The sequence below is a fragment of the Hymenobacter rubripertinctus genome (assembly GCF_003583925.1).
In the GTDB taxonomy this organism is placed as follows: domain Bacteria; phylum Bacteroidota; class Bacteroidia; order Cytophagales; family Hymenobacteraceae; genus Hymenobacter; species Hymenobacter rubripertinctus.
Window position 1 is genome coordinate 16,006 of sequence record NZ_QYCN01000018.1, and the last position, 20,460, is coordinate 36,465.

General features: G+C 61.5%; 16 protein-coding genes. 9 read left to right on the plus strand and 7 right to left on the minus strand.

Translation table 11 applies throughout. From position 1 onward, the window contains the following. Nucleotides 1-86: 86 nt before the first annotated feature. Complete coding sequence (locus D0T11_RS12915) at nucleotides 87-2,600, plus strand: TonB-dependent receptor (protein ID WP_119656213.1); 2,514 nt, start codon at nucleotides 87-89, stop codon at nucleotides 2,598-2,600. Between the two features lie 205 nt (nucleotides 2,601-2,805). Here D0T11_RS12915 and D0T11_RS12920 read toward each other — a convergent pair whose 3' ends face one another. Then, complete coding sequence (locus tag D0T11_RS12920; protein ID WP_119656214.1) at nucleotides 2,806-4,422, minus strand: glycerol-3-phosphate dehydrogenase/oxidase; 1,617 nt, start codon at nucleotides 4,420-4,422, stop codon at nucleotides 2,806-2,808. Between the two features lie 142 nt (nucleotides 4,423-4,564). Between D0T11_RS12920 and D0T11_RS12925 the strand changes: the two genes are divergently transcribed. Genes D0T11_RS12925 through D0T11_RS12935 form a run of 3 tightly spaced genes read left to right on the plus strand, consistent with a single transcriptional unit; the run spans nucleotide 4,565 to nucleotide 7,423 of the window. Beyond that, complete coding sequence (locus D0T11_RS12925; RefSeq protein WP_119656215.1) at nucleotides 4,565-5,524, plus strand: mechanosensitive ion channel family protein; 960 nt, start codon at nucleotides 4,565-4,567, stop codon at nucleotides 5,522-5,524. A 24-nt stretch (nucleotides 5,525-5,548) separates the two neighbouring features. Beyond that, nucleotides 5,549-6,067 (plus strand): DUF421 domain-containing protein, encoded by a 519-nt coding sequence (locus tag D0T11_RS12930; protein WP_119656216.1) that lies wholly within the window; start codon nucleotides 5,549-5,551, stop codon nucleotides 6,065-6,067. A gap of 33 nt (nucleotides 6,068-6,100) precedes the next feature. After that, nucleotides 6,101-7,423 carry a DUF2254 domain-containing protein gene (locus tag D0T11_RS12935; protein WP_119656217.1) on the plus strand — a complete coding sequence of 441 codons (1,323 nt, stop codon included), beginning with the start codon at nucleotides 6,101-6,103 and terminating at the stop codon, nucleotides 7,421-7,423. 90 nt (nucleotides 7,424-7,513) lie between these two features. On the opposite strand, the gene D0T11_RS12940 is transcribed toward D0T11_RS12935, so the two are convergent. Next, on the minus strand, nucleotides 7,514-7,867 hold the full coding sequence (locus D0T11_RS12940; protein ID WP_119656218.1) for a HesB/IscA family protein: 354 nt from the start codon (nucleotides 7,865-7,867) through the stop codon (nucleotides 7,514-7,516). 253 nt (nucleotides 7,868-8,120) lie between these two features. Here D0T11_RS12940 and D0T11_RS12945 point away from each other — a divergent pair, with 253 nt between their 5' ends. Beyond that, the gene (locus D0T11_RS12945; protein WP_119656219.1) at nucleotides 8,121-8,660 is read left to right on the plus strand and encodes a DUF7935 family protein; all 540 of its coding nucleotides are present in this window, start codon (nucleotides 8,121-8,123) and stop codon (nucleotides 8,658-8,660) included. Between the two features lie 168 nt (nucleotides 8,661-8,828). On the opposite strand, the gene D0T11_RS12950 is transcribed toward D0T11_RS12945, so the two are convergent. The 3 genes from D0T11_RS12950 to D0T11_RS12960 form a co-directional block, all read right to left on the minus strand. Continuing rightward, nucleotides 8,829-9,233, minus strand: coding sequence for a hypothetical protein (locus D0T11_RS12950; protein ID WP_147374642.1), 405 nt, complete (start codon nucleotides 9,231-9,233; stop codon nucleotides 8,829-8,831). A gap of 380 nt (nucleotides 9,234-9,613) precedes the next feature. Then, the gene (bshA, locus tag D0T11_RS12955) at nucleotides 9,614-10,750 is read right to left on the minus strand and encodes an N-acetyl-alpha-D-glucosaminyl L-malate synthase BshA (RefSeq protein WP_119656221.1); all 1,137 of its coding nucleotides are present in this window, start codon (nucleotides 10,748-10,750) and stop codon (nucleotides 9,614-9,616) included. Nucleotides 10,751-10,936: 186 nt separating this feature from the next. Beyond that, complete coding sequence (locus tag D0T11_RS12960) at nucleotides 10,937-13,888, minus strand: glycoside hydrolase family 3 N-terminal domain-containing protein (protein WP_119656222.1); 2,952 nt, start codon at nucleotides 13,886-13,888, stop codon at nucleotides 10,937-10,939. A gap of 302 nt (nucleotides 13,889-14,190) precedes the next feature. On the opposite strand from D0T11_RS12960, the gene mutL reads away from it, so the two are divergent. The 4 genes from mutL (at nucleotide 14,191) to D0T11_RS12980 (ending at nucleotide 18,925) form a co-directional block, all read left to right on the plus strand. Next, nucleotides 14,191-16,254 (plus strand): DNA mismatch repair endonuclease MutL, encoded by a 2,064-nt coding sequence (gene mutL / locus D0T11_RS12965; protein WP_119656223.1) that lies wholly within the window; start codon nucleotides 14,191-14,193, stop codon nucleotides 16,252-16,254. Between the two features lie 181 nt (nucleotides 16,255-16,435). Beyond that, entirely contained in the window at nucleotides 16,436-17,221 is a 786-nt protein-coding gene (locus D0T11_RS12970; protein WP_119656224.1) for a rhomboid family intramembrane serine protease, read from the plus strand. 109 nt (nucleotides 17,222-17,330) lie between these two features. Next, nucleotides 17,331-18,227: a rhomboid family protein gene (locus D0T11_RS12975; RefSeq protein ID WP_119656225.1), complete on the plus strand. Its 897-nt coding sequence runs from the start codon at nucleotides 17,331-17,333 to the stop codon at nucleotides 18,225-18,227. A gap of 125 nt (nucleotides 18,228-18,352) precedes the next feature. Continuing rightward, the gene (locus D0T11_RS12980) at nucleotides 18,353-18,925 is read left to right on the plus strand and encodes a hypothetical protein (RefSeq protein ID WP_147374643.1); all 573 of its coding nucleotides are present in this window, start codon (nucleotides 18,353-18,355) and stop codon (nucleotides 18,923-18,925) included. A gap of 292 nt (nucleotides 18,926-19,217) precedes the next feature. Here D0T11_RS12980 and D0T11_RS23355 read toward each other — a convergent pair whose 3' ends face one another. Together D0T11_RS23355 and mdh are read right to left on the minus strand one after the other, a co-directional pair. Further along, nucleotides 19,218-19,340 (minus strand): hypothetical protein, encoded by a 123-nt coding sequence (locus D0T11_RS23355; protein WP_262681977.1) that lies wholly within the window; start codon nucleotides 19,338-19,340, stop codon nucleotides 19,218-19,220. 133 nt (nucleotides 19,341-19,473) lie between these two features. Beyond that, nucleotides 19,474-20,415 (minus strand): malate dehydrogenase, encoded by a 942-nt coding sequence (gene mdh / locus D0T11_RS12985; RefSeq protein ID WP_119656227.1) that lies wholly within the window; start codon nucleotides 20,413-20,415, stop codon nucleotides 19,474-19,476. Nucleotides 20,416-20,460: the final 45 nt, after the last annotated feature.

Consider the following 20,460-nt stretch of genomic DNA (forward strand, 5'->3'; position numbering starts at 1 on the left):
AGGGCGCTGGGGTAAGCCGGTCAGTAGATTAGTCTCACTACTACCTGCCAACTCCCAATCCCCCAACCCTTTCAACCCCACCCTATATGGCCGCTCGACTTTTACTTTTATTGCTGCTGCTTACGCAGGCATTGGGGGCCGCGGCCCAGGGCGGCGGCGTGCGCGGCCGCGTCATCGATACGGCCACCAAAGAGGCGTTGCCGGGCGTGAGCGTGCTGATTTCGGGCACCACCACGGGCACGTCGAGCGGCAACGGCGGCGAGTTTTCCATCACCGGGCTTCAGCCGGGCACCTACAAGGTGGTGCTGTCGTCTATCGGCTACGAGGCCGCAGCGGCCCGCACCGTCGAAGTGGGCACGGCCGTAGTGGATTTGGGCATAATCGGCCTGGGCCAGACCAGCGTGATGGCCGGCGAAGTGGTGGTGTCGGCCTCGCGCCGGCCCGAGAAGCTGACCGAAGCTCCGGCCACCATCGACCTGATTACGGCCCGGCAGATTGCCGAGCTGCCTTCCTTTAACGTGGGCGAGCTGCTGGCCCGCCAGAAGGGCGTCGACTACATCCGGACCGGCGTGCTGGGCACGGGCATCAACGTGCGCGGCTTCAACAGCGCCTTCAACCCCAAAAACCTGCAAATGAACGATGCGCGCCTGTCCACGCTCATCGCCACCGGCCTGCCGCTGGGCCCTTTAACGAGTGTAGTGAAGGAGGACATTGAGCGCATCGAAGTAGTGCTCGGGCCATCGGCGGCGCTGTATGGCCCCAACGCGCACAACGGGCTGGTAAACACCATCAGCAAAGACCCGCGCCGCTCGGCCGGCACTACGGTGGCGCTGGGTGTGGGCAACCAGAGCGTGTTTTCGGGCCGCTTCCGCCACGCGCAGGTCATCAATTCCAAGCTGGCCTTTAAGGTGACGGGCGAATACACCCGGGGCGAGGATTTTGCCTACACCGATACCGTGTACTACACGAATACCGCCTTCAAAACCGCCACCAGCCCGGGTATTTTCCACGCCGAGAAGGAAATCGACCTCGACCGCACCTTCAAGAGCCTGCATGGCGAGGCGGCGCTCTACTACAGCCTCACCGACAAGGCCGACATCATCCTCTCGTACGGCGGGAATCAGTCGAGCTTTCTGGCCCAGACCAACGCCGGCCGCAACCAGATCAAGGACTGGAGCGTGCAGTATTTGCACGCCCGCTACGTGTCGCCGCGCTGGTTTGGGCAGGTGTACAACACCTGGAGCAAGACCGACGATACCTATGCCATCAACCAGCGCACCCAAAATTACCTGAGCTTCAAGGATGCCGGTTTCAGCGAAGAGGAGGCCCGCCGCCGCTCCTACACCGAGCAGTGGTTTGGCAAAACGCCCACCGCCGGCGTGGCCCTGCCGCGCGGGGCCGTGTTCAAGGATGCCTCGCGCCGCCTCAACGGCGAAGTGCAGTACAACAACACGTTCGGCATTTTCAACTTCGTGGTGGGCACCCAGTACCAGCGCGACATGGCCTTCAGCAAGAATACCTATTTGCTCGACCGCGACGGCGACATCGTCATCAACCAGATCGGCCTCTATACCCAGGGCGAGCTGACGCTGCCCAGCCACTTCAAGCTCATCGCCGCCGCCCGCGCCGACCAGCACGACCGTTACGGCTTCAACTTCATCCCGAAGGCCGGGCTGGTATGGTCGCTCAACGACCAGAACCTGCGCCTGACCTACGGCCAGGGCATTGCCGCCCCCACCATCCTCAACCTCGACGGCTACCTGTTCGGGGGCCTGCTGGTGGGCAACGGCCAGGGCTACACCCTGAGCGACGGCACCGTGATTGACAAGCTGCAAGTCGAAACCATCAAGACCCTGGAAATCGGCTACAAAGGCAAGGTAACGCCCAAGTTTCTCGTCGATGCCAACGCTTACTATAACCGTTCGCAGCACTTCCTGAGCCCGGCCATTAATATTGCCACGCTGGGCCGCAAAGTGGTGAAGCGCGGCGACACGCCGATGTCGGAGGTGGTGCCCGGCACGCCCGAGGCCGGCGCGGCGGTGCTGCTCACCTACGTCAATTTCGGCCAGGTAGACACCTACGGGGCCGATCTGGGCCTGAGCTACTACCTCACGCCTACGCTGAGCCTAGCCCTTAATTACTCCTGGTTTGGCTTCAACCTCGACTACTCCGACCTGAAAAACGACGGTAACAAAGACGGCAAAGTGCAGAAGGAAGTCGACCTGCCCATCAACACGCCCACCCACAAAGGCAGCCTAGCCCTCAACTACAGCGGCAAAAAGGTATTCGGCTCCGTGTTCACCCGCTACGTGCAGGCCTACGATTTCTACTCCGGCATCAATGTGGCCGCATCGGCCAACAGCACCCTTGGCGTGCGCGAAAACGCCCGCTACGGCCGCACCTGGAACTACGGCCCCCTGGGTGGCTTCACCACCGTCGATGTAAGCGCCGGCTACCATCTGAACTCCTACCTCACGGCCTCGGCCCAGGTTGTAAACCTGTTCGGCACCAAGATGCGCGAATTCGTGGCCTCGCCCTTTATCGGCCGCCTGTATTCGGTCGAGCTGAAGGTGATGCTGCCGGCCCTGGGCGCAAAATAAGCCGCCGGCCTTGTTGCCGAATAACTGCCCGTCAGGAGCCCCATTGCCGCCCGCCAAGCAGGCGACAGTGGGGCTCCTGACGGTTCCGGGTTGCCGTTCGGTGCTGGTTCAGCAGACTGCCCCGGGAGCTGGTAGCGTATTGGCCGGGCGCGCGAACGTACTCTGCGGTGGCGGGTGGCAAGCGGAGGAATAAAGCGCGCCCCCATTAGGCAGCAAAGCCGCTTTCACGGCGCTGGCCCAGCACGTATTGATGGGCCAACGCCGTGAAAGCGGCTACTTGCTGCTGCTGCCAGGCGGCGTCGCGGCCGAGCTCGGCGGCCAGCAGTGCGGCTACTTCCGGGGCGAGGCGTAACGCGGCGCGGGCATCCAGGAAGAGCACCCGCACGCGCCGGGCCAGCACGTCTTCCACGGTGCGCGCCATTTCGTAGCGGGCGGCCCACACCACTTCGGCCCGGTAGAATTCCAGCTTCTCGTCCAGCTTTTCGGCCAGGGTGGGGTGCTCCGCCATCAGCAAACGCAGGCCCGGTAAGTCGGACCCGTACACGCTGAGGTGGTCCGAGTGGTCGGGGGTGGGGTGGGCACCGTGGATGGGTTGGTGGGCGGTGCCGCTGGCGGCGGCGGGCAACCGGCCCAGGGCCACGGCGCGGTCCACGGTATCCTGGCCCATGCGGCGGTAGGTGGTCCATTTGCCGCCCGTGATGGTGATGAGGCCGGCCCCGGACACCAGGATTTTGTGGCTGCGCGAAATTTCCTTGGTCGCCGACGAGCCATCCTGCGGGGCTGCCAGGGGGCGCAGGCCCGCGAAAACGCTGAGTACATCGGCCCGCCGGGGCGCGCGGGCGAGGTAGCGGCCGGCGGTGCGCAGAATGAAGTCGATTTCCATTTCCTGGGCCCGGGGTTCGGGCGTAGCGTGGTCGAGGGGGGTGTCGGTGGTGCCCAGCACTACGCGCCCGTGCCAGGGCACGGCAAACAGTACGCGCCCGTCGTCGGTCTTCGGAATCATCAGCGCCTCGTTGCCGGGCAGAAATGAGCGGTCCACCACCAGATGCACGCCCTGGCTGGGGCGCACCAGCGGGCGGGCCGTGGGCTCATCGAGGCGCAGAATCTCATCCACGAATACCCCGGTGGCATTTACCACGCACCGGGCGCGCAGCTCATACGGTCGGCCGGTTTCATGGTCGGTGGCCCGCACGCCCGCAATCCGGCCGGCGTCATCCTTGAGCAAGCCCGTCACGCCGCAGTGATTGAGTAGAGTGCCGCCGGCTTCAATGGCAGTCTGGGCCAGGTTCACGGCCAGGCGGGCATCATCGAACTGCCCGTCGTGGTAGACTACACCCCCGCGCAGGCCTTCGGGCCGCAGGTTGCCCAGGCGGCCCAGCGTTTCCCGGCGGCCCAGGTGCCGCGACGGGCCCAGGCTGAGCCGACCCGCCAGCAAATCGTAGAGCTTCAGCCCGATGGTGTAGAAAGGGCCGCCCCACCAGCTATAGCTGGGAATGATGAACTCCTGGTCTTTGACGAGGTGGGGCGCATTTTCGAGCAGCAGGCCCCGTTCGTGCAGGGCCTCGCGCACCAGGGCCACATCGCCCTGGGCCAGGTAGCGCACGCCCCCGTGCACCAGCTTGGTGCTGCGGCTGCTGGTGCCCTTGGCAAAGTCGTCACGCTCCAGTAGCAGCGTCCGGTAGCCCCGGCTGAGGCCGTCCAGGGCCACGCCCAATCCGGTGGCCCCGCCCCCGATTATCACCAAATCCCAGTCGGGCGGGCTGGTGAGCTGGTGGAGCAGGGTTTCGCGGCGGAAAGGGTTGGAAGCGGGCGGTAAGGGCATAGGACGGCCGGTGCATGGTTCGGGATAAGAAGTTGCTGGCTGAACGAATTGTGGGGGAAACCGATAACTTTCGCTCTTCCAGACTACGTGTACGTACGGCAACACCCGTACACGGCCCACCCACTGTTCAGCCCCACACAATATGCTACAGGATTTTACTGCCGTGCTGCATGGCTACTGGAGTCAGCTGCTCTACATGCTGCCCCGCCTGCTGCTGGCTGCCGTGGTGATGGGCGGGGTCTGGGTGGGGGCGGGCCGCCTGCGCAGCTGGCTGGCCGCCAAGCTAAGCACCCACTCCGACGACCCGCTACTAACGGACTTCCTGACCCAGGTGGGCCGTTGGGTGCTGGTGCTGATCGGCATTGCTATTGCCCTCAACATCATGGGCTTCACCGGCGTCGTAAGCGGCATTCTGGGGGCGGCGGGCCTGTCGGCTTTCGTGGTGGGCTTCGCGTTCAAAGACATTGCCGAGAACTTTCTGGCCGGCATCATCCTGGCCTTCAACCGCCCCTTCGGCATCAACGACACGGTGAAAATCCAGGATATGTTCGGGCAGATTACCAAGCTTAACCTGCGTACCACCGAAATGGGCACTTTCGACGGGCGCGACATCTCCATTCCCAATGCCATCGTGCTCAAAGAACCCCTCGTCAACTACACGCGCGACGGCTTCATCCGCCAGGATTTTGTGGTGGGCGTAGATTACGACGACGACGTAGCGGCCGCCATTGCCCTGATTCTGGAGCAGGTACGCCAGGAGCCCGAGGTGCTCACCGACCGGGAGCCCTTCGCCGTGATTGATGAGCTGGCGGCCAGTACCGTAAACCTGAAGGTGTTTTTCTGGACCGATACCGAAGACTACCGGCGGGCCACGCTGGAGCTGCGGAGCCGGGTGATGAACCGGGTGAAAAAAGCCCTCATGGAAGGCGGCTACGCCCTGCCGCCCGATATCCTGGAGCTGCGCCTGCCCAACAAAATGCCGGCTATTCCTATCCAGGTAGCCGTGGCCCAGCCCGGCACCCTCGCCGACCCGCCCGAGGACCCCAAGAAGCCCGGAATCAATCCAACTGCCAGCCCCGGTGCCAGTTTGGGGCCGAGCTAAACGCGTATTTCCCTTTTATTCGTGATGGAGCAAGTTTTTTTTACCAGCTGGGCCAGTCTCATTCGCACGCTTATTATCGGGGTGCTGGCCTACGCCAGCCTCATTGCCATGCTGCGCGTATCGGGCAAGCGTACCCTCTCTAAAATGAACGCCTTCGACCTCATCGTGACGGTGGCCCTGGGCTCTACGCTGGCCACGGTGCTGCTGAGCAAAAGTGTGGCCCTGATCGATGGGCTGCTGGCTTTCGGCCTGCTCATCGGGCTCCAGTATGGCATCACCTGGCTGTCGGTGCGCTCTACGGCGGTAAGCCGGCTGGTGAAGGCCGAGCCCACACTACTGGTGTACCAGGGCCGTTTTTTGCACGAGGTAATGCGGGCTGAGCGGATCACCGAGGGCGAAATCCTGGCGAGTCTGCGTGAGCGGGGCATTGCCTCCCTGACCGAAGCCGCCGCCGTGGTGCTGGAAAACGACGGCACCCTTAATGCCCTCCAGCAAACATCGGATAATGCTAACTCCGCCCTGCGTAACGTGCCCCGCCCGTAGCGCGGTAGCGTCCCCGGCCTTTTTCGCACCTGAATGAACCGACTTCGCCAAATCTGGTCCAACATCAATTCCAGCCTCTGGTTCGTGCCCGCCCTGATGGTGGTGGCCGCCATGCTGGCCGCGTATTTTCTGGTGTTGCTGGACGTGAGCGTGGGCAACGAGTGGACCCAGGACTACTCCCTGCTCTTCGGGGCGGGGGCCGATGGGGCCCGGGGGATGCTCACGGCCATTGCCGGCTCCATGATTACGGTGGCGGGTCTGATTTTCTCGCTTACCCTGGCCACCCTGGCCACTGTATCGAGCCAGTACACGTCGCGGCTGCTGCGCAATTTCATGCGCGACCGGGCCAATCAGGTCGTGATGGGCTTCTTCGTGAGCATTTTCGTGTACTGCCTCATCATTCTGCGCACCATCCGGGGCGGCGACGAGGGGCGCTTCATTCCGTCGCTGGCCGTAGCTTTCGGGCTGCTGCTGGCCCTGGTAAGCATCGGGGTGCTGATTTTCTTCATCCACCACATTGCCACCTCCATTCAGGCGGCCAATATTATTGCCCGCATCGCCAACGAAACCTACGAGTCGATGGAGAAGCTGTTCCCTGAGCGGCTGGGCGAGCAGGCCGGCGCGGCGGCCACGGCTCACTGGCAGGCTACGCAGCACACCTGGGCGCCCATTCCGGCCCGGCGCAGCGGCTACGTGCAGAATATCAACAACGAAGCGCTCCTCGATTTCGCCCGCGAAACCGATAGTATTGTGCGCATGGAGCGCGGCATCGGCAGCTTTGTGGCCCGCGGCGCGCCCCTGGTGTCGGTGGCCCGCTACAATGGCGAGCCCCTGACCGGGGAGCCGGCCGAAATCCGGGACCGGCTCAACGACACCTACAGCCTCGGCGACCAGCGCACCCTCGATCAGGATCTGGGCTTCGGCTTCCGCCAACTCGTCGATATTGCCCTCAAGGCCCTCTCACCCGGTATCAACGACACCACCACGGCCGTAATGTGCGTGGACCAACTGGGCGCGCTGCTGAGCCAGCTGGTGGGCCGGCAGTTCGATGAGCCCCTGCGCATGGACGAAGGCCGGGTGCGCGTAGCAGCCATCAGTACTTCTTTCGCTACCTACCTCACGCTGGCCCTCGACCAGATTCGGGTGAGCGGCGCGGGTAACGTGGCCGTTTTGCTCCGTCTGCTCACGGCCATCGAAACCACCGCCCGCCGCGTAACCGACCGCGCCGACCGCGCCCTGCTTCACCAGCACACCGAGCTGGTGCGCGAGCAAGCCAACCGCACCCTCGAAACCGATTACGAGAAGCAGCGGATTCTGGAGCGCTGCCTGGTGTTACGCGAGATGATGGAGGTCTAGTTCAGAACCACGAAAGAGCCCGTTCCGTCCGCATTATCGGATGGAACGGGCTCTTTCGTGGTCAGCCAGAGAGCTGACGGTAACGGAAGGCTAGGACGAGAACGAGGAGCCGCAGCCGCAGGTGCTCTTGGCCTGGGGGTTGTTGAAGACGAAGCCCCGGGCGTTGAGGCCGTCCTGGAAGTCAACCTCCATGCCCAGCACGTACATGGCGTGCTTCTTATCCATGATGAGCAGCACACCGTCGAGGTCGAAGGTTTCGTCCTGGTCTTTGGGTTTGTCGAAGCCCAGCAGGTAGCTCATGCCGGAGCAGCCACCGCCCTGCACGCCCACGCGCAGGCCATATTCGCCGGGCACGTTTTTCTCGGTGAGAATAGTGCGAACCTCTTCCAGGGCACGGGAAGTGAGGCTGATGGGAGCAAGTTTCGTGGAAACGGCCGTTGCCATAGTGCGTTCGGTTTTAGGAAAGTAAGACGACAAAGATACGAAGCGGGCGGGAGTCGGCGCGAATTGGCAGGAAAGCTCCCGCCATACTACGCCGAGCGCACGCATCGTTTGGCCCTATAACACCGGCTTGGGGCCTGCGGTTCACCGGCTATCTTTGCGGGCCTGAATGTGCTGCCGGCGCACGGTTGCCGTTCAGCTCTTCCGCCCTCAACCAGCAACGGGCACTTATTACCTTCGTCACTTTTCCTGCCGCATGGATTCTACCGCCTATATTTTCGATCTGCTCAAAATCATTCTGCCGGCCCTGATTGTGGCCGGGGCCATCTATTTCCTGTTTCAGCGGTTTCTGGAGCAGGAGCAACAGCGCCGCCTGATCGAGATGCGCCTGGAAGCCAGCAAAACCACGCTGCCGCTGCGCCTCCAGGCCCTGGAGCGCGTCACGCTGCTGCTGGAGCGCTTGAGTCCGCCGAATCTGCTGGTACGCGTGAGCAGCGCCGGCCTCTCGGCCCCCGACTACCACCGCCAACTGCTCCAGGAAATCAGGGCCGAGGTGGAGCACAACCTCAGCCAGCAGCTCTACATGCAGCCCGAAACCTGGGCCGCCGTCAGGCAGGCGCAGGAAAGCGTAAGCGGACTCATCAACGCCCAGTTTCGCGGAATGCCTAACCCAACGGAGGCCCGCGGCCCCGAACTGGCCCGCCGCATCCTCGAAACGATGATGAGCGACGAGCAAACCGACCCCACCGCCGCCGCTATCCTGGCCGTAAAGCGCGAAGCCGTGGCCATGTTTTAGGAGAGATTGAGCTGTTATTGCGAGGAGGTACGATATTCCGCGCATCAAACGATATTCTACAGTGAGGCGAACTATAACGTTTTTTGAACGACCGTTTGTAAAACGTTATGGAGGCCATGCGGTCTGTTTAAATCACCGTTTAACTGAACTGCTGCACCTCTGGTAGCACTACTTCTTGGCAAAGAGCTTTCTTAGTTTTTCGAATAGACTGATTCCTTCCGAAGCAGAAAGGTCTTGCTCGACTTTGCCCCCGCTCCATGTCCAGAATTCGTCATGGCCCAGGAATAAATTCAAGTCTTTTGAATCGTCTTCGGTCGGCTCTACAAGATGCCAACCTATGTCATCCAGCCACTCTTTAACGATTCTTGATTCACCGTATATATCCCCGTATTGGCGCCAAAATCCATATAAAGCTCCTTCGCTAGTCTTTCTAAGTATTGTTTCGGGCAGAAAGCAAAATTCTAGGTAAGTCATAACCAGGTTAGGCGGCCACGCCCTGCCTTCACTGCTTATGCCCAAATCACTGCACCATTGCGCGAAACTTCTTGGCTCCGGGTCAGGATAAGGCTTCATTTACAGTCGGTTTTTCAATCACAATCAAACTTAACGCTCCATTCCGTGAACACCTCGCAACTGCTCAGCACCTGGCGGCCAGTTGTCCTCAATGGGGCAGGGCGAGTCTAAGAAACTCGTCTACGATTCAAAGTTTACGAAATGCCCAAAGGAGATGAGTTTCGTAAACGTCCAAACGGGAGCCTAGTCCTCGGCAAAGTACCACGCCGACAGCATCCTAACAGAAGGAAAAAAATCACACTTATTCCAAGGTGGGTCTGATAACTGCTCTTATCCCATGTTAAGGGATAATTCTTGAAGCGACATCTAACCATCCATTTTGCCTGTTATCGTTTAGATGCTATTCCTCGGATGCTTAACAGGCCCTCAACGTCAGGTTCTTATACCCCTACGGCTACCGAATCGATAGCCCGCTGGTAGCAGGCCTCGTACAAAGGCACAATGTTTTCCAGCGCAAAAGTTTCGGCGTGGGCGCGGGCGGCCGCCTTGAAGCGGGGTAGATTATCGTCTTCGAGCACGTAGAGGGCGTTTTTCACCATGTCGGCTACGTCGCCCACTTCGCTCACCATGCCGGTTACGTTGTGCTCGTTGAGTTCGGGGATGCCACCCGCGTTGGTGCTCACTACCGGCACTTCGCAGGCCATGGCTTCGAGGGCAGCCAAACCGAAGCTTTCCTTTTCGGAAGGCATCAGGAACAGGTCGGCAATGCTGAGCACCTCCTCCACGGCTTCGAGCTTGCCCAGAAACCGGATGTCCTGGCAGAGGCCGATGTCGCGGCAGAGCTTCTCGATACGGGGCCGGTCGGGGCCGTCGCCCACCAGCAGCAGCTTGGCCGGAATCTGCTTGCGGACCCCGGCAAAGATGTTTACTACGTCATCGACCCGCTTCACCGAGCGGAAATTACTGGTGTGCACCAGCAGCTTTTCACCCTCGGGGGCAATGGCCGACTTGAAGTGGCCCTTTTCCTGCTTCTGGAAACGGGCCAGGTTGATGAAGTTGGGAATGACTTCAATCTCCTTCTCGATGGCGAAGTACTCGTAGGTTTCCTTGCGCAAATCGGCCGATACGGCCGTGACGCCGTCGCTCTGGTTGATGCTGAACGTGACCACCGGCTCGTAGCTGGCATCCTTGCCCACCAGGGTAATATCGGTGCCGTGCAGGGTGGTGACGACCGGAATCCGGATGCCGCGGGTAAGCAGGATCTGCTTGGCCATGAAGGCGGCCGAGGCGTGGGGAATGGCGTAGTGCACGTGCAGCACGTCGAGCTTTTCGTTCTGGGCAATGTCTACCATCTTGGAGGCCAGGGCCAGCTCGTAGGGCGGAAACTGGAACAGCGGGTAGGGCGGAATGTAGACCTCGTGGTAGAACAGGTTCTCGTTGAAGAAATCCAGGCGCACCGGCTGACTGTAGGTGATGAAGTGCACGCGGTGCCCGCGCTGGGCCAGGGCCTTGCCGAGTTCGGTGGCCACCACGCCGGAGCCGCCAAAGGTGGGATAACAGACGATGCCAATATTCATGGGAGCGGGGGAGAAGAAGGGCTGGACCCTTAATGAGTGACCCGAAGTGGGCCAGGGAGCAGAAAAGAACGGTTTGCCAGCGCAGCCGTGGGATCGAAGGACAAAAAAACCGGCGGCGAGTTGCTCCTTCAGGAACGTCTCACCGCCGGTTGCGGAATCAAAGAAACGGAAAAGCCGGGCAACAGGTCATGTTTTCTGAAGGGCCTTGTAAATCACGTCGTGGATGCGGGTGCGGATGTTGTACTGCACCAGTTTTTTGTTGCCGGCGTCAGGGTATACGCGGTTAGAAAGAAAGATGTAAAGGATTTTGTTTTCCGGGTCCATCCAGACGCAGGTGCCCGTGAAACCGGTGTGGCCGAAGGTGCTGGCCGGCGACAGATTGCTGGTGGGGCCTTCGGGCTTGCTCGGGTCGCCCCGGTCCCAGCCCAGGCCGCGGCGGCTGCCGGCCTCCACGCTGCGGGCAAACTCCGTGACTACCGGCGTTTGGAAGTACCGCTGGCCGCCGTAGCGCCCGTTTTGCAGGTTCATCTGCATGAGCACGGCCAAATCGTTGGCGTTGGAGAACAGGCCGGCGTGGCCGCCCACGCCGCCTACCAGGGCCGCCGTCTGGTCGTGCACGCTGCCTTGCAGCAGGGTGTGGCGGTAGAACGTGTCGTTTTCAGTAGGGGCGATGCACGACTTCGGAAACTTGTCGAGTGGGTTATAGGTCATGGAGGCCAGCCCCAGGGGCCGGTAGAATTTCTGGGCCAGAAACTCCTCTATGGGCTGCTGAAGCAGCTTTTCGGCCAGGCGCTTCATCACGATAAAGCTCAGGTCGGAATACTCCACCGGGTACTTGCCCCGGGCCTTGGGCAGCAGGCCCGATTGCTGCACCCAGGTCCAGACGGAGTCGTCGGAGGTGCGCAGGCTGTAAAGGTCGGGGGTTACTTCGCGCGAGAACCGGGGCGACTCGGTGCTGGCGTAGAACGTGGGCTTAGGGCCGGCCTTGGTGATGGTCCGTTCCCAGGTCGGGATGCCCGCCTTCAGACCCGCCTGGTGCATGAGCACCTCGCGCACCGTCATGTCCTTTTTGTTGCTGGTCTTCAGCTCCGGCAGATAGGCCGACACTTTATCGTCGAGGTTGATTTTGCCCTCGTCCTTGAGGTACATAATGGCCTGGAGCGTGCCGGCCACTTTCGTCACCGAGGCCAGATCGTAGAGGGTACTCTTGTTGACGGGCTGGTTCTTGTCGTAGGTGCAGTAGCCGTAGCTCTTGTCGAAGACCACCATGCCGTCTTTGGCCACCAGCACCTGACAGCCGGGGGCGGCGGCGTAGGCCACGGCCTCCAGGGCCACATTATCAATCTGGGTGAGGATGCGCGAGTCCAGGCCTACTTCCTCGGGCGTGCCGTAGCGGAGGCGGCGGAAGTCGGGCGTGGGCAGGCCAAGGCCGGCTTTCAGGTTTTCGGACACCGTAACGGGCAGGCGGCCCTTGGCTGGCAGCGCCCCGAACAGCACCTGGGGCGTAACGAGCTGGGAGGCGTAGTTGTCCTCGTAGCTGCACACCAGGTTGCGGTTTTCTTCCAGAAACTTGAGCGCGTAGGCATTGCCAAAGGCCACGACCACCGTTTTCAGGCGTGGGTTAGCCCGCAGCTCCTTCAGAAACTTAAGCGCCCCATCCCCGATGCCGTAGTTGTGCACCGGCGTGTTGTTCATGTTGTGCAGGCTCACCACCACCACGTTGTAGGGCGTCAGGCGGCTGCTGATGCGGGCAAAGGTGGAGTCGGGGGCGTAGCGGTTGGGCACCGCGTACACCGGTCCGCTCTGGTACTTACCCATGATTTCCTCGTAGGTGTCGGCCTCCGAGCCGATGGTGACGGCCGCGATGCGCAGCGTATCCAGGTGCTGGAAGGGCAGCAGGTCGTCTTCGTTCTTGACTACGGTAATGGCGTGCTCGTAAATCTGCTGCTGCACCATGCGGCTCAGGGGCCGGTTCAGGTTCTGCATCAGCCGGGGCACATCCACGGGGCGCAGCTTGTTGAGGCCGGCCCAGAACTTGGCCCGCAGAATTTTGCGCACCCGCTGGTCCACGTCGTTCTGGTCGATTTTGCCGCCCGCAATGGCCTCCTTGATTTTCTGAACCGCCATCGGCACGTCCTCCGAAAACAGCAGCACGTCGTTGCCGGCGGCCAGGGCCAGGGCATCCAGCTCCCCGGCTTTGTAGAGGTTGGACACGCTCTTCATGTTGAGCGCGTCCGTGAACACGAGGCCCCGGTAGCCCATTTTCTCCTTGAGCAGACCGGTTACCAGGTTGCGCGAAATGGTAGCCGACAGCGTCCGGACGGTGTCGAGCAGGGGCATGTAGAGGTGGCCCACCATCACGCCCATCACGCCCTGGTCGAAGGCTTTCTGGAAGGGGTAGAGGTCTACGTTGGTGAGCCGGGCCATGTCGGAGTTGATAACCGGCAGGGCCACGTGCGAGTCCACGTCGGTGTCGCCGTGGCCGGGGAAGTGCTTGACTACGGCCATCACGCCGTGGTCCTGGAGGCCCCGGATATAGCTGATGCCCCGGGTGGCCACCTGCTCCTTGTTCTCCCCGAACGAGCGGTTGCCGATAACCGGGTTGCTGGGGTTGGAGTTGACGTCGATAACGGGCGAAAAGCTCACGTGCACACCCAGCGTTTTGAGGTTGAGCGCAATTTCGCGGCCCATCTGGTACACGTACTCGGGGTCGTCCATGGCCCCCAGGGTCATGCCCTTGGCAAAGTGCATGCTCGAATCCAGGCGCATATCCAGGCCCCACTCGGCATCCATGGCAATCAGCAGGGGTACTTTGGAAGCGGCCTGGTAGCGGTTGGTCAGGTTGGCCTGGCGGCGCGGGCCGCCCTGCAAAAACATCAGGCCCCCAATGCCATAGTTCTTGATCAGAAACTCGGTGTACTGAACGTGCTTACGGTCCTTGTTGGAGTAGGCGGCCACCATGAAAAGCTGGCCCAGGCGCTGCTCGGGAGTGAGGGAAGTAAACACACTATCGACCCAGTTCTGCTCGGCTACCGACATGGGCCGCCCGGTGTCTTTGCGGGGAGCCGACGAAGAAACGAGCAGGCCGCTAAGGGCCACAACGAGCAGAAAAAGGCCAATTCGAAATTCTTTGAGCATCGGCCCCGGTGGTTCTGGCTGAGGAAGTGGTAAAAATGGCGAGCCGAAAAACTCTACTTTTGCCCTTTCAAAAAAGGTGCCGGGCGGAGTTTGGCAACCGGGCCGGCCGCCGTTACTGGCTTCTGAATCCCTGTCTGCCGCTCCCCCCAACGTGGAAGCGGACGGAATAGTCGCCGTCGGCACCCCCAAAAGTTGGCCGCAAACTTACGCAGAAATTCCCGACGCTGGTTGTTATCAGGCGAATAGGAACTGAAATTGCTGCCCGTCCGGACCCTGATTTTTCTTTCGATTTTAGCTTTTCTATGGCCGATATCATTCAATTGCTGCCCGAATACCTGGCCAACCAGATTGCCGCCGGCGAGGTGGTGCAGCGCCCGGCCTCGGCCGTGAAGGAGCTGCTCGAAAACGCCGTGGACGCCGGCGCGACCCAGGTCCAGCTCATCGTGAAGGAGGCCGGCAAGCAGCTCGTGCAGGTAGTAGACAACGGGGCCGGCATGAGTCCCACCGACGCCCGCATGAGCCTGGAGCGCCACGCCACCAGTAAAATCCGGACCACCGACGACCTGTTCCGCATCCGCACGCTGGGTTTCCGGGGCGAGGCGCTGGCTTCCATTGCAGCCGTGGCCCAGGTGGAGTTGCGCACCAAGCCCCGCGACCAGGACACGGGCACGCTGCTGCTCATCGAAGGCTCCCGCGTGACGAGCCAGGAGCCGGTGGCCTGCGCCGACGGCACCAGCATCAGCGTGAAAAACCTGTTTTTCAACGTGCCCGCCCGCCGCAACTTCCTCAAGAGCAACGCGGTGGAAATGCGCCACATCCTCGACGAGTTTCAGCACGTGGCCCTGGCTAATCCGCAGATCGGCTTCTCGCTGTTCCAGAACGATCTGGAGGTATTCAACCTGCCGGCCGGTAAGCTCGGCCAGCGCATCGTGTCCGTGCTCGGCAACGGCTACAAGGAGCAGCTGGCCCAGGTGGAGGAGGAAACGCCCTTCCTGACGGTGCGGGGCTACATCGGCAAGCCCGAATCGGCCAAGAAAAGCCGGGGCGACCAGTTTTTCTTCGTCAACAACCGCTTCATCCGCTCGGCCTACCTCAACCACGCCGTGCTCACGGCCTACGAGGGCCTGCTGCCCAAAGACACCCACCCGTTCTACGTGCTGTTCCTGGAGCTCGACCCCAAGAGCATCGACATCAACGTGCACCCCACCAAAACCGAAATCAAGTTCGAGGACGAGAAAACGGTGTACGCCATTGTGCGCTCGGCCGTGAAGCAGAGCCTGGGCCTGCACAATATGGCCCCCTCCCTCGATTTTGCGGGCGACGTGAACTTCGGGGCCATTCAGCCGCTGCGGCTGTCGGGCAACGAGAAAAACCCCTTCGACGACACCTACCGGCCCGACGCGCTGGCCGCCGCTGCCCGCGCCGCCAACAACCTGGCGAATCCCCGCTCGGCCCGCGCGGGCAACGCCGATTTCGAGCGCCCCCTCACGCCCCGGCCCACCGAGCAGGCCAAGCGCGAGCTGGAGGATTTCTACAAGAGCTTGAGCCGCGTGAACCTGCCCGATGTGGAGCACGAGGCCACCGCCGCCGGCGTATCGGTGCCCAAGGTGCCCCTGCTGGAAAGCCTGCCCGCCAACCTGGACCCCGAAACGGGCGAGCTGCTGGCCCCGCCCGTCCCGGAACCTGCTCCGCAACTGCCCACCGCCGAAGCGGAGCCGGTAGTCGCGCCGCTGGTGCTGCCCGGCACGGCCGCCACGGCCTCGCCCGAGCTGCCGCTGCGCGAGTCGAGCACGGGGCCGGGCAACAAGGTGTTGCAACTGCACCAGCAGTACTTGCTGGTACCCGTGAAGTCGGGCATGATGCTCATTGATCAGGTGGCGGCCCGGGAGCGGATCCTGTTCGAGCAGTACGCCCAGGCCCTGGAGCGCGACGTGAGTGCCTCCCAGACGCTGCTGTTTCCGCGCACCATCACCTTCACGCCCCAGGATTTTGCCATTCTGCGCGAAGTGGAGGACGCGCTGCGGGCCCTGGGCTTCCGGTTCACCGATTTTGGCAAGTACACCATTGCCGTGGAAGGCATTCCGGCCGATGTGCCGGCCCGCGACGAGAAGGAACTGATCGAGGGCCTCATTGAGCAGTTCCGCACCGGCGGCGGCCCCGTGAAGCTGGACCGCCGCGAACAGATGGCCCGGGCCCTGGCCCGCCGGGTAGCCACCAGCGCCGCCGGCGCCCGCCTCTCGGAGCGCGAAATGACGGCCATCGTTGACAAGCTCTTTGCCTGCGCCGTGCCCAACTACACCCCCGACGGCCGCCGCACCATTGTCATGCTGGAGCTCAGCCAGCTCCAGGAGCTGTTCGGGCGGTAGCGGTAGTGGGGCGGAATGGTCATGCTGAGCGAAGGCGGAGCCGTAGTCGAAGCATCTCTACGGCCATACTGCTCCTGACACCCACAACGAAGCGAGAGAGATGCTCCGCCTTCGCTCAGCATGACGTTCCTTTGTATTCTTGCTCTCTGATACTCGCCTCCAGCTCCTAACTCCGCAGTTCATGTTTCAACTTACGCCCACCGTTCGCAACCTGCTTATTGCCAATGTGGTGGTCTTTCTCATCGCCCAGCAAGTACCGAATCATCTGGGCTTTCTGGCGCTGTTTCCCGTTGGCTCACCCTATTTCCAACCCTGGCAGTACCTGACGCATATGTTTATGCACGCCGGTATCGGGCACATCTTCTCCAATATGTTTGGCCTGATGGTGTTCGGGCCGCTGCTGGAGCAGCGCTGGGGCGGGCAGCGGTTTCTCACCTTCTGGCTGATCTGCGGCATCGGGGCGGGCGTGCTCTACTCGGGCGTGCGCTACTACGAGCTGAACAAGATGCGCCACGACATGGAGGTGTTCCGCCAGGACCCCACCGACGTGCACTTGCAGGATGTAGTGGAGAACAATATAAAGAACAACGCCCCCGCCTTCGACCCCGCCATCCGGCAATTGCACGCTACCCCCGACGACCAACACCTCATTCAGGGGGTGCTGACGGAGTTTGAAAACCAGTATCAACGCAGCCTCAACGGGCCGATGGTCGGAGCCTCCGGGGCGCTGTTCGGGTTGCTGTTTGCCTTCGCGTACCTGTTCCCCAATACCACGCTGATTGTGTTTCCGCTGCCCGTGCCCGTTAAGGCCAAGTACCTGGTGCCGGTTTACGGGTTGTACGAGCTCTACGGCGGCATTCACCAGGCTCCCGGCGATAACATTGCCCACTTTGCCCATTTGGCGGGGTTACTGGTGGGCTTCGTGCTGGTGATGCTCTGGGAACGGAACCGCGCCCGATTCTATTAGTCCGTTATTTGTCGTTCGTTGCTCGTTCGAGGTTGGGTGCTACTGAACGACGGGTAATTGGTTTGAACAGCGAAAAACGAGCAACGAAAAACGAAAAAACGAAACATCGATGAGTGTTTTCAACGATATCCGGACGGCTTTCAGCCGCCGCGACAATGCCCTCAACCAGCTGCTGCTGCTCAATGTGCTGGTGTTCGTGTTTCTGGTGCTCACCGAGGCCCTGATGAAGCTCACGGGCACTTACGGGCAGTACTATCCCAACGTCATCCGGCAGTTTCAGCTGCCCTCCGACCTGCCCTCGCTGCTGCGCCACCCCTGGACGATCCTCACCTACGCCTTCACCCACGAGGGCTTCCTGCACATCCTCTTCAACCTGCTGAACCTGTACTGGTTCGGGGCCCTGATCCGGGAATACCTCGGCGACCGGCGCCTAGTGAGCGTGTACGTGCTGGGCGCGTTGGTGGGCGCCGTGGCGTTCCTGCTGGCTTTCAACCTGATTCCGGCCCTGCGGCCCAGCCTCGGCGTGCCCCTGATCGGGGCGTCGGCGGGCGTTACGGCCGTTATTATGGCCGCCGCCACGCTCATGCCTGAGTACCAGTTCAGCCTGATTCTGCTGGGGCCGGTGCGCATCAAATACATTGCCGCCGTGGTTATTCTGCTTTCCGTGCTGGCCATCAACCAGGGCAACCCCGGGGGCGGACTGGCCCACATCGGCGGAGCCGTACTGGGCTTCGTGTTCATCCGCCAGCTCCAGGCCGGCCGCGACCTGGGCCGCCCCGTGCAGGCCGTCGGCGACTGGGTGGGCCGGCTGTTCTCGGGCCGCCCCAACCTGCGCGCCACCCGGGGCGGAGCCCCGGCCGCCGCTCCCGCCCCGGCCCGCAAAGCCACCCCTGCCAAGCCCGGCGAAGACGAAATCGACCTGATCCTGGACAAGATTTCCCACTCCGGCTACGAAAGCCTTTCCAAAGAGGAGAAGCAAAAACTGTTCAGGGCCAGCCAGAAATAGGATCACGGATTGGCGCGGAGTAATCGGAGTTTGGGGAGTGATACGGTTTCGGTTGGCGAAAGAAGTTGCCGGCGGATGACAGCAAAGCTGTTGGTGGCCGCAAAACGGGTAGTTTCGTGCCCGATATGAAAAAACTTATTTTCCTGCTCGTGCTATCGGCGCTGAGCGGCCGGTGTTTAGCGCAAAGCACTACCGCTGCTGCCAGATTATCCCGCGAACTTCCCTTGGTTAATGGCAAGGTGGTTTACGAAGCCCTGCTGCCCGCCTGCGGTACGTCGCGCAGCGAGCTGGCCAGCCGGGCTGCCCAATGGGTCCGCGCGCACCAGGCGCTGCTAACGCCCGATACCACCCAGACCGCCGGAGCAACCGACGCCACAACGCTGGTGCTGCGTGGCCGGCTGGAGCAGCCGCCCCTGGGCATGTTCAAGGACCTCAACTCCTACACGTTCGTCTGCACGGTGCAAATGAAGGATGCCAAGTACCGGTACGCGTTCAACCAGTTCCAGTGGACGTACAGCATACTGAACATTGCCAAAGAGGTAGTGCGCGGCCCGCACACCTTCCCACTCGAAAATATGGCCTCAGTGAACCAACAGCGCTACTCCGCCAACCGGGCCGAATACGTGAACGAGCAAATCGAGGCGCTTATCACTGCCCTGAATACGGCCATGACGCATGATGAAAAACTTGTGTGGTAACTGCTCTACACTAATTGGTAATACCCATCAGAAGGCCCGTTATTTTCGAATAGCGGGTCTTTTCTATCAAAACCGTTTAGCAAGCCCAAGTCGCGGAGTGTTAAACCGCTGCATTGCTTCGCCCTACCTGGTAGCGTTGGTTAAAAAAAAACTGCGCGACGCTACAGGGTTTGTAGCGTTGGTTAAAAAAAAACTGCGCAACGCTACAGAAGTGGCAGGAGGATGCGGACCGCGTTGCTGCCGGTGAAGCTGTTGGGCAAGTTGAAAGAGCATCATCGGGGCCTTTATGCGGCTACGGAAGGCCGTACTTGATGTCGAAGGTGTTGTGGGAGTAGGCGTAGAGGCCGCCTGTTTCCTCCCAGCCGGCCACGATGACGTACTTCTGCCGGTGCGCGTCTTTTCGGGTCAGGCGCATCTGGCGGGCACATCCCAATAGGGTATGGTCTGCCGCTCCATTCGTCGGCAACGCACACGGCCGCCCCGCAGAAGCAGGGCGGCCGTGTGGCTCAACCGGAAATCAGCAATCCGGTATCTTCTAAAATCTAAAACTAGGCGTTGGCTTGGTTCATCTTGTCGAGGGCATCCATTACTTCCTGCACGTGGCCGCGGGAGGTTTCGAGCAGAGCTTTCTCCTCGTCGTTGAGCTGGAGCTCAATCACTTTCTCGATGCCGTTTTTGCCCAGGATAACGGGTGCGCCGAGGTAAACGCCGTCCATGCCGTACTCGCCTTCGAGCTTCACGCACACGGGGAACACGCGGCGCTGGTCGCGCACGATGGCTTCTACCATTTGCGCGGCGGCCGCGCCGGGCGCGTACCAGGCCGAAGTGCCCATCAGTTTCACCAACTCACCGCCACCAACGGCCGTGCGGTGTACGATGGCGTCCAGCTCCTCTTTGCCGATGAGTTCGGTAACGGGGATACCGCCCACGGTGGTGTAGCGGGGCAGGGGTACCATGGTGTCGCCGTGGCCACCCATGAGCACGGCCTGAATGTCTTTGGGGCTCACGTTGAGGGCCTCGGCCAGGAAGGCGCGGTAGCGGGCCGTGTCGAGGATGCCGGCCATGCCGAATACCTTGGTGCGGGAGAGGCCGGAGGTGAGGTGGGCCTGGTAAGTCATCACGTCGAGCGGGTTGCTGACGATGATGATGATGGCGTCAGGCGAGTATTTGACCACCTGCTCGGTCACCGATTTCACGATGCCGGCGTTGGTCGAAATCAGGTCGTCGCGGCTCATGCCGGGCTTGCGGGGCAGGCCCGAGGTAATCACCACCACGTCCGAGCCAGCCGTGCGGCTGTAGTCGCCGGTTACGCCGATGGTGCGGGAATCGTAGCCAATAACGGGGGCTTTCTGCCAGATGTCGAGGGCTTTGCCTTCAGCGAAACCTTCCTTGATGTCAACCAGAACAATCTCGTTGGCAATTTCGCGGGTGGCCAGTACATCGGCGCAGGTTGCGCCTACATTGCCGGCTCCAACTACGGTAACTTTCATTGAGTGGTGGAATTGGGTGTGAACTATTGGGATGCGTAAAGCTAC